The organism is Streptomyces sp. NPDC004561 (genome assembly GCF_053602155.1).
Genome location: NZ_JBSGDB010000391.1, coordinates 1 through 8,353, shown reverse-complemented (window position 1 = coordinate 8,353; position 8,353 = coordinate 1). Strand labels below are relative to the sequence as shown.

General features: G+C 73.8%; 10 protein-coding genes and 1 pseudogene. 8 read left to right on the top strand and 3 right to left on the bottom strand.

Annotated features, from left to right (window positions below; all coding sequences use genetic code 11):
- From ACWEN3_RS35220 to ACWEN3_RS35210, 3 genes are all read left to right on the top strand, one after another.
- The coding region (locus ACWEN3_RS35220) for an amidase family protein (protein WP_452979405.1) at nt 1–215 on the top strand (215 nt) is incomplete at its 5' end.
- 26 nt (nt 216–241) lie between these two features.
- Nucleotides 242–460 carry a hypothetical protein gene (locus tag ACWEN3_RS35215; RefSeq protein WP_452979403.1) on the top strand — a complete coding sequence of 73 codons (219 nt, stop codon included), beginning with the start codon at nt 242–244 and terminating at the stop codon, nt 458–460.
- Nucleotides 461–593: 133 nt separating this feature from the next.
- Complete coding sequence (locus ACWEN3_RS35210) at nt 594–2,081, top strand: SPFH domain-containing protein (protein ID WP_452979400.1); 1,488 nt, start codon at nt 594–596, stop codon at nt 2,079–2,081.
- 67 nt (nt 2,082–2,148) lie between these two features.
- Here ACWEN3_RS35210 and ACWEN3_RS35205 read toward each other — a convergent pair whose 3' ends face one another.
- Together ACWEN3_RS35205 and ACWEN3_RS35200 are read right to left on the bottom strand one after the other, a co-directional pair.
- The gene (locus ACWEN3_RS35205; RefSeq protein WP_452979397.1) at nt 2,149–2,577 is read right to left on the bottom strand and encodes a hypothetical protein; all 429 of its coding nucleotides are present in this window, start codon (nt 2,575–2,577) and stop codon (nt 2,149–2,151) included.
- Between the two features lie 31 nt (nt 2,578–2,608).
- Nucleotides 2,609–3,283: a helix-turn-helix transcriptional regulator gene (locus ACWEN3_RS35200; RefSeq protein ID WP_452979394.1), complete on the bottom strand. Its 675-nt coding sequence runs from the start codon at nt 3,281–3,283 to the stop codon at nt 2,609–2,611.
- 95 nt (nt 3,284–3,378) lie between these two features.
- Between ACWEN3_RS35200 and ACWEN3_RS35195 the strand changes: the two genes are divergently transcribed.
- Both ACWEN3_RS35195 and ACWEN3_RS35190 read left to right on the top strand, forming a co-directional pair.
- Nucleotides 3,379–3,801, top strand: a complete 423-nt coding sequence (locus ACWEN3_RS35195; RefSeq protein WP_452979393.1) for a cupin domain-containing protein — start codon at nt 3,379–3,381, stop codon at nt 3,799–3,801.
- A gap of 55 nt (nt 3,802–3,856) precedes the next feature.
- Complete coding sequence (locus ACWEN3_RS35190; protein ID WP_452979391.1) at nt 3,857–4,303, top strand: type II toxin-antitoxin system PemK/MazF family toxin; 447 nt, start codon at nt 3,857–3,859, stop codon at nt 4,301–4,303.
- Between the two features lie 24 nt (nt 4,304–4,327).
- On the opposite strand, the gene ACWEN3_RS35185 is transcribed toward ACWEN3_RS35190, so the two are convergent.
- Complete coding sequence (locus tag ACWEN3_RS35185) at nt 4,328–5,182, bottom strand: TIGR02452 family protein (RefSeq protein WP_452979388.1); 855 nt, start codon at nt 5,180–5,182, stop codon at nt 4,328–4,330.
- 276 nt (nt 5,183–5,458) lie between these two features.
- On the opposite strand from ACWEN3_RS35185, the gene egtA reads away from it, so the two are divergent.
- From egtA to ACWEN3_RS35170, 3 genes and pseudogenes are all read left to right on the top strand, one after another.
- On the top strand, nt 5,459–6,793 hold the full coding sequence (egtA, locus tag ACWEN3_RS35180) for an ergothioneine biosynthesis glutamate--cysteine ligase EgtA (RefSeq protein ID WP_452979385.1): 1,335 nt from the start codon (nt 5,459–5,461) through the stop codon (nt 6,791–6,793).
- A complete protein-coding gene (gene egtB, locus ACWEN3_RS35175; protein ID WP_452979382.1) occupies nt 6,790–8,127 on the top strand; it encodes an ergothioneine biosynthesis protein EgtB in 1,338 nt (445 codons plus the stop codon). The genes egtA and egtB overlap by 4 nt, the downstream gene beginning before the upstream one ends.
- Nucleotides 8,127–8,353, top strand: a pseudogene (locus ACWEN3_RS35170) (class II glutamine amidotransferase); the annotation flags it as partial. The gene egtB and the pseudogene ACWEN3_RS35170, both read left to right, overlap by 1 nt.

Sequence of the window (8,353 nt, the reverse complement as noted above, 5' to 3'; positions counted from 1 at the left end):
GCCCGTACGCCTGGCCGTGGAACGTGCTGGGCTGGCCGGGCGTGAACGTGCCGGCCGGGTTCGCCGGCGACGGCCTCCCGGTCGGCGCCCAGTTGCTCGGCCCGGCCAGCAGCGAGCCGCTGCTGGTCTCGCTCGCCGCGCAACTGGAGGCGGAGCTGCGCTGGCACGAACTCTGGCCGCCGGAGCGGGTGGACGCGGACGAACCGGCCGCATGACGGCGTTCCGCCCGTACCCTTGGGCCATGGACGATGCGTCGATGGTCGGGCTCGTCGGGCGGGTGACGGGGACGGTCGGGCCCGGGCTGGTCGGCGAGGTGATCGTACGGGTGCGCGGGGGCGCGGAGCACTTCCTCGCCCATCCCGCCGACGGCACCGCCCGGATCCAGCCGGGGACGGTGGTGATGGTGGTGGAGTACCTGCCGCCCCGGACGGTCTACGTCACCGCCGCGTACGACAGTTGAGCATGCTCCGCCCCTGGTGGGGGCGGTATGCGTCAAGATGGCAACAAGGCTTCGCCGGCGTCTTCTGCGGTGACCGGAACAGGCGCACACTCCCCTCGTTCGGTGCCGAAAGGGCACCATGCAAAGGGGGCGTATGCCGATGGTCGTCGGCGTCGTTGCGGGGGCGGTCGTCGTTGCCGTCCTGGTTGTGATCGGTCTGTTCAAGGCGATGTGGCGGGTCGCCGAGCCGAACGAGGCGCTCATCATCTCCGGTTCCAAGCACCGCACCGAGGGGCTCGAGGAGGGCATGGGATTCCGCATCGTCACGGGGCGCGGCACGCTCGTGCTGCCCGGTGTGCAGGCGGTGCGCAAGCTCTCCCTGGACCTGAACGAGACCGAGCTGCACGTGGACTGCGTGACCCATCAGGGCATTCCGCTGAAGGTGCGGGGCGTGGTCATCTTCAAGGTGGGCGACGACTTCGTGTCGATCGCCAACGCGGCCCGGCGTTTCCTGGACCAGCAGAAGCTGATGTCGGAGCGGGTCCACAACGTCTTCGCCGGTCATCTGCGGTCCATCGTGGGCGGGTTGACGGTCGAGGACATGGTCCGCGACCGGGAGAAGCTGACCGGGCAGACCCGGGCGGCCTGCGGCACGGAGATGGAGAAGCTGGGCCTGATCGTGGACTCGCTGCAGATCCACGAGATCGAGGACCCGACCGGGTACATGCAGAACCTGGCGATGCCGCACGCGGCGGCCGTCCAGCGGGACGCGCGCATCGCGCAGGCGGAGGCGAACCGGCTCGCCACCGAGGCCGAGCAGCAGTCCTTCGCTCGGATGGCGGAGGCCACCCGGGACAGCGAGATCCTGCAGGCCGGCTACCAGGCCGAGCGGGACAAGGCGGCCGCGAAGGCGCAGCAGGCCGGTCCGCTCGCCGACGCGGCCGCCCGGCAGGAGGTCGTCGTGCAGGAGACGCGGGTCGCCGAGCTGGAGGCGCACCGGCGGGAGCAGCAGTTGCAGGCCGACGTCCGCAAGCCGGCGGACGCCAGGGCGTACGAGACGCGGACGCTGGCCGAGGCCGAGCGCGACGCGCGGATCTCGGCGGCGCAGGCGAGGGCCAGGGAGACGGAGCTCGCGGCCGCCGCCGAGGCGACCCGGGTGAAGACGGCCGCGGCCGCCGAGGCCGAGGCGACCAAGACCCGGGGCGCGGCCACCGCGGACGCCACCCGGGCGACCGGTGAGGCCGAGGCGTCCGCCGCGCAGGCCAAGGGTCTGGCGGAGGCTGCGGCCACCCGGGCCCAGGGGCTCGCGCAGGCCGAGGCCATCAAGGCGCGTGCCGCCGCCCTGGCCGAGAACCAGGAGGCGGTCGTCGCCCAGCAACTCGCGGAGAAGTGGCCGGAGATCGTCCAGGCGGGCGCGTCTGCGTTCGGCAACGTGGACAACATGGTGCTGCTCAACGGCGCCGACGGCATGGGCGAGTTGTTCGCCAAGGCGCTCACCATGGGCGGCACGGGCCTGGGTCTCGCCCGCAGGCTGCTCGCCACGATGGGCGCCGACGGACAGGCGCCGAAGGCCGGCGCTCCCTCGCTCGACGGTGCGGCGGCTCCTCCGTCGGAGACGGTGCTTGTGGAGGAGGAGGACTAGCGGCTTCGGCGACGGCCGGGGTCCCTCACCGGGGCCCCGGCCGTACGTGTGCGCGCGGGCCGGCTCGTCACACGGTGAGCAGGCCGATGCCGAGGGCGATCAGGGCGACGACCTTGAGGAGTTCCAGGGCCACGTACCACAGGTGGCTGTGCGAGCGGGGTAGTTCCTCGCCCGCGAGGACCCGGTCGGACCTGCGGTTCAGGATGGGCCGGACGACGGCCAGCTGGGCGAGCAGGAGGACCGCCGCGGCCGCGGTGAGCCCGACGATGCCGGCGGGGGCGCCGCGCAGGGCGACCGCGGCGATCACGACGATCGCGAAGACCGCCTCGACGGCGTTCAGCGCCCGGAACACCAGCCGGCCTATGCCGAGCCCGATGGGAATCGTCACGCCCGGCGCGCGGAACTTCAGCGGGGCCTCCACGAAGGAGATCGCCAGGACCATGCCCAGCCAGACGAAGGTGATCGCGCCGGCGGTGGCGGCGGACGTGGCGTTCATCGAGGTGTTGCCTTTCTCATTGCGGTGGGGTTCAGCCGACGGCCGTCTCGCTCAGGTGGGCGAGGCAGGAGTCCGGTTCGGCGAACGGCTCCAGGCCGGTGGCCGTGAGCGGCGCGCCGAGTCCGGCCAGCGCGCCCTGCATCAGGCCGAGATGGAGGGGGCAGACCAACTGGCCGTGTTCCTCGGCGAGTTCCAGGAACGGGCAGTGCCGCAGCCGGATCCGCTCGGGGGCCCGGCCCGCCTCCTCGTTCCCGCCCTCCGGCCGCGGCTCGAAGCCCAGGTCGTCCAGCAGGGCGAGGAGCCGGTCCGTCGAGCGCTCCGCCGTCGGCCGTTCGTACGGGGGCGGCGGGTCCACCAGGAACCGGCCCCACTCACGGCCCGTCTCCATCGCCTCCGCGCGTGCCTCGGCCGGTTCGGCGCCCGCCCATCGACTGAGCAGCATCCGCGCGAGAAGGAGGTATCCGCGGGTCCCGCCGCGGTCCATGCCGGGGCGGGGGGTGTAGACGGTGCGGGGCCGGCCGGGGCCCGAGGGGGCGTCGTTACGGCGCTCGACCAGACCGTCGGCCACCAGGGCGTCCAGGTGGAAGCGCACGGTGTTGGGATGGACGCCCATCCGCTCGGCCGTCTCGGTGACACCGAGCGGCGCGGGGGCGGCGCGCAACACGTCCAGGACCGCGCGCCGGCGCGGACTTTCCTGTGTGGCCACGTCCGAACACCTCTCTCACCTGCGCTGATTTTCCACGAATCTTACCTGTAGTAATTGTAGGGTGGGCAGCGAGACCGATACGACGAGGGGTACAGATGACGTCACCGTCCCCGGCCGACGGCGAGTCGGCGGGCCACGCGCAGGCGGAGCCGCGCATCCTGTGCGACGCCCGGGCGCTGGCCGAGGATCCGCCGGTCCCGTCCGGGGTGCTGTGGAAACTGGCCGAGAGCGGACGCCAGCTGGACGCCAACGTGGTGCGGCTCGCCCCGGGCGGCCGGATCACCACCCACACCGAGCGGCAACTGGACGTGATGCTCGTGGTCGTGGCCGGGGACGGCGTGCTCGGCGCGGGTGAGGCGGACGCACCCCGGCCGCTCGCCGAGGGCGCGCTGGTGTGGCTGCCGCACGGCTCCACCCGCAGCATCGCCGCCGGGGAGAGCGGCCTGACCTATGTGACCGTGCACCGCCGGCGCCCCGGCATGCGGATCGACACCCGGTCCGACATCGCGCCGGCGTAACGCTCGCACGGCAGGCGCCCGTTGCGTCCCGGACACGGACCACTAGGGTACCTCCGTGAGCACGTCTACCGATGAGAACGTCCCCGGCCGTCACGGCCCCCACGCCACCACCGAGGCCGACCCGCGCGAGGTCGGCCGGGTGCGCACCGAGTACTCCCCGGCCCACGACGGCGACCCGGACCCCGGCGAGATCGTGTGGACCTGGGTGCCGTTCGAGGAGAACGACGGCCGGGGCAAGGACCGCCCGGTGCTGGTCGTCGCCCGTGAGGCGGCGGGCACCTTCCTCGCCGTACAGCTCTCCAGCAAGCGGCACGACGCCGACCGGGAGTGGGTGGCGATAGGCAGCGGGCCGTGGGACCGCTCGGGCCGCGACTCCTGGGTGGACGTGGACCGGGTGCTGCGGCTGCACGAGGACGGTATGCGCCGGGAGGCGTGCGCGCTGGACCGGATGCGGTTCAACCTGGTCCGGCAGCGGCTGCACGAACGCTACGGCTGGACCTGACCGCCGGCCTCGCCGCCGACGGCTTCAGCCGCCCTGCGCGGGCCCGGGAACGGGCTCCGCGGAAACCTGTTCCGGGAACGCCCGCTCGAAGGCCTCCCGGACCGTCGCTCCCGGCGTGCGGTCCAGGACGCCGAACACCACGTGCTCGAAGGTCCGGGCGAACCGGCCCCCGGGCCCGAGCAGCGCGCGGAACGCCCCCGCGACCTGCGCCGGACCGTTCTGGAAGACCCCGCAGCCCCAGGCGCCGAGCACCAGCCGCCGGTAGCCGTGGGCCGCGGCGGTCTCCAGGACCCGCTCGGCCCGTACCGCCAGGGCGGCCGGCAGCCCGGCGGCGCGCTCCGGGGCCGTACGCCGCACGACGCCCGCGTTGGGGGCGGCCGCGGTCAGGAAGCCCGCGAGGTACGGCTCCGGCAGCAGCCGGCCGCGGTCGTCACGGAACACCGGGACGGCCGGTGAGTGGATCACCCGGTCCGTGTAGAACGGGTCGCGGTGGGCGCGGTGGTGGTCGTAGAAGGCGCGGGCCCGCAGCAGGCAGGTGTACAGCGCGGAGGCGCGGCAGAGCGCCTCCTCCTGGGCCTGCGCGCCGTTGAGGTAGCCGCCGCCCGGGTTCCGGGCCGAGGCGAAGTTCAGGACCGCGACCGGGGCGCCGGCCAGCCGGCGGGCCGCCTCCAGGCTGCTCTCGCCGGTGACCTCGACGGCCGTTCCGGTGCCGGGCGCCGATGGCACGGGGACCGGCTCGGGGCCGTGCATCCGGGTGCCGGACCGGGCGGATTCGACGGCCGCCGCGATGGAGACCTCCCGGCCGTCCGGTGCCCGGTACCGGCCCGCCGCCACGATGATCTCCGTCTCCGTGGCGACACCGCGCAGGCGCGCGCTCATGGCGCCACCCCCGTGGGCGCCGCGACCGCGGCCCGCGCGGTCTCCCCCGTCGTGCTCATACACGCATCCTGGGTGATGCTGGTGATGCGCTGCAACGGAGTTTCCCGCGCCCGGAACGTGCCGGGAACACGTACGGAAACGGAGATGACCGATCCAGAACGTCCCCAGGGGCGCACTTGTGCGATCCGGCGCGAGGGTCTTGGGTGGGACGAGTGCCGGCCGGGGCTCACCGGATACCGGATCGGCGACATGGTGGAATCTCAGGAGGATCCCGACATGTCTCAAACAGCGAGCGACGGTGGTGACTGTACGGGGCACCGCACCGCCGTCACCGAGGCCGAGGTGGAGGCCCTGGTCAGGGGCATCTGCTTCAAGACCGGCCCGCCCCGCGCCCTCGGTGTCGAGCTGGAGTGGCTCGTCCACGACCGGCGCCTCCCACGGCGCCCCGTGACACCCGAACGACTCGAGGCGGCCTACGCCACGCTGCGGGCCGTGCCCCTGGGATCGGCGCTCACCGTCGAACCCGGCGGCCAGCTGGAGCTGAGTTCGCCGCCCGCCGCCTCCCTGATGGAGTGCATCGGCACCGTCTCCGCCGACCTGGACACCGTCCGGGCCGTCCTCGCCGAGGACGGGCTCGGTCTCGTCGGCATCGGCCACGATCCCTGGCACGCGCCCCGCAGGTTCCTGCACGAGCCGCGGTACGACGCGATGGAGACCTGCCTCGACCGCAACGGCCCGGCCGGCCGTCACATGATGTGCGCCACCGCCTCCGTCCAGGTCTGTGTGGACGCCGGCCACGAGGAGCCCGGCCCGCTGGGGCATGTGCGGCGCTGGTGGCTGGCACACCGGCTGGGCGCGGTCCTGGTGGCCGCGTTCGCCAACTCCCCGCTGATCGGCGCCCGGCCCACGGGCTGGATGTCCTCCCGGCAGCTGATGTGGATGGAGATCGGCGCGGGCCGGGCCGGCGCTCCCCCGCTGACCGGGGACCCACGCACCGCATGGGCCCGGCATGTGCTGGACTCCCCGGTGATGTGCGTCCGCGGGGACGGCGGGCCGTGGGAGGTCCCCGAGGGGCTCACCTTCCGGGAGTGGACACGCTCCCGGCAGCCCAGACCGCCCACCCGGGCGGACCTCGACTACCACCTGACCACCCTGTTCCCGCCGGTCCGGCCGCGCGGTCACCTGGAGCTGCGCATGATCGACGCGCAGCCCGGCGACGACGGCTGGATCGTGCCGCTCGCGGTGACGGCGGCGCTCTTCGACGATCCGGAGGCCGCCGAGACGGCGTACCGGAGCCTGAAGCACCTGGGCGAGCGGGCCATGCAGGTGCCCGCCCCGCACAACCGGCTGTGGGCCGACGCGGCCCGGCTGGGACTCGCCGACCCGGAGCTGCGCGAGGCCGCCGCCGTCTGCTTCACGGCGGCGCTCGAGGCGCTGCCCCGGATCGGCGCGACCACCGAGGTCACGGACGCCGTGGCGGAGTACCTGGACCGCCATGTCGCGCGGGGCCGTTGTCCGGCCGACGACCTGCTGGACCGCTTGCCCGGCACGGACCTCTCCCCGGCCGGGGGCAGCCCCGCCGCCCCCGGCAGGAAGGACATCCGCACATGACCGCCCCCGAGAGCGACACCACGACCGCGGAGCCGGACACCGAGGCCCTGCGAGAACGCGCGCTCGCCTCGCTCACCGCCGCCCGCGAACGCACCACCCTGCTCACCGGCTGCGTGGACGGACCCGACCTCACCGCGCAGCACTCCCCGCTGATGTCCCCGCTGGTGTGGGATCTCGCGCACATCGGCAACCAGGAGGAGCTGTGGCTGCTCAGGGCGGTCGGCGGACGGGAGGCCATGCGACCCGAGATCGACAGCCTGTACGACGCCTTCGAGCACCCGCGCGCGGAGCGTCCCTCGCTGCCGCTGCTGCCGCCCGCCGAGGCCCGCGGTTACGCGGCCGAGGTGCGCGGCCGGGCGCTCGACCTGCTCGAAGCGGCGGACTTCCACGGCACCCGGCTGACCGAGGCCGGTTTCGCGTTCGGGATGATCGCGCAGCACGAACAGCAGCACGACGAGACGATGCTGATCACCCATCAGCTGAGAAAGGGGCCGCAGGTCCTGACCGCGCCGGACCCGGAGCCGGCCCCGCTGTTCACCGGCCCGGCCGAAGTCCTCGTCCCCGGCGGCCCGTTCACCATGGGAACGTCCGGTGAGCCGTGGGCGCTGGACAACGAACGCCCGGCGCACACGCGGGAGGTGGCGCCGTTCTGGATCGACACGACGCCGGTGACGAACGCGGCGTACCAGGCGTTCGTCGAGGACGGCGGCTACGACACCGAGCGCTGGTGGACCCCGGAGGGCTGGGCCCACATCAGGCAGCACTCCATCACGGCCCCGCTGTTCTGGCGCAGGGACGGCGACCGGTGGCTGCGCCGCCGCTTCGGGATCACCGAGGCGGTCCCGCCGGACGAGCCGGTGCTGCACGTGTGCTGGTACGAGGCCGACGCGTACGCCCGCTGGGCCGGGCGCCGGCTGCCCACCGAGGCGGAGTGGGAGAAGGCCGCCCGCCACGACCCCGCCACGGGCCGCACCACCCGCTACCCCTGGGGCGACGCCGATCCCGCGCCGCAGCACGCGAACCTCGGCCAGCGCCACCTCAGGCCCGCGCCGGCCGGCAGCTATCCGGCCGGTGAGTCGCCGCTGGGCGTACGGCAGTTGATCGGTGACGTGTGGGAGTGGACGTCGAGCGACTTCCTGCCGTACCCGGGGTTCCGGGCCTTCCCGTACAAGGAGTACTCGGAGGTGTTCTTCGGCTCCGACCACAAGGTGCTGCGCGGCGGTTCGTTCGCCGTGGACCCGGTGGCCTGCCGGGGCACGTTCCGCAACTGGGACTACCCGATCCGGCGGCAGATCTTCTCCGGGTTCCGCACCGCCCGCTCGGAGGCCGTCTGATGTGCCGTCACCTGGCCTATCTGGGGCCGGAGGAGCCGCTGGGCCGGATCCTCGTGGAGCCGGCGCACAGCCTGTTCCGCCAGTCGTGGGCGCCGCGGCGGCAGCGGTACGGCACGGTCAACGCCGACGGTTTCGGCGTGGGCTGGTACGCCCCCGGGGACGCCGCCCCGGCCCGCTACCGGCGGGCCGGGCCGATCTGGGCGGACCTGTCCTTCGCCGACCTGGC

Bases quoted from the DNA above. Each gene is read 5' to 3' on its own strand.
- ACWEN3_RS35215 (WP_452979403.1), top strand. From the start codon at position 242: ATGGACGATGCGTCGATGGTCGGGCTCGTCGGGCGGGTGACGGGGACG.
- ACWEN3_RS35210 (WP_452979400.1), top strand. From the start codon at position 594: ATGCCGATGGTCGTCGGCGTCGTTGCGGGGGCGGTCGTCGTTGCCGTC.
- ACWEN3_RS35205 (WP_452979397.1), bottom strand. From the start codon at position 2,577: ATGAACGCCACGTCCGCCGCCACCGCCGGCGCGATCACCTTCGTCTGG.
- ACWEN3_RS35195 (WP_452979393.1), top strand. From the start codon at position 3,379: ATGACGTCACCGTCCCCGGCCGACGGCGAGTCGGCGGGCCACGCGCAG.
- ACWEN3_RS35185 (WP_452979388.1), bottom strand. From the start codon at position 5,182: ATGAGCGCGCGCCTGCGCGGTGTCGCCACGGAGACGGAGATCATCGTG.
- egtA (WP_452979385.1), top strand. From the start codon at position 5,459: ATGTCTCAAACAGCGAGCGACGGTGGTGACTGTACGGGGCACCGCACC.
- egtB (WP_452979382.1), top strand. From the start codon at position 6,790: ATGACCGCCCCCGAGAGCGACACCACGACCGCGGAGCCGGACACCGAG.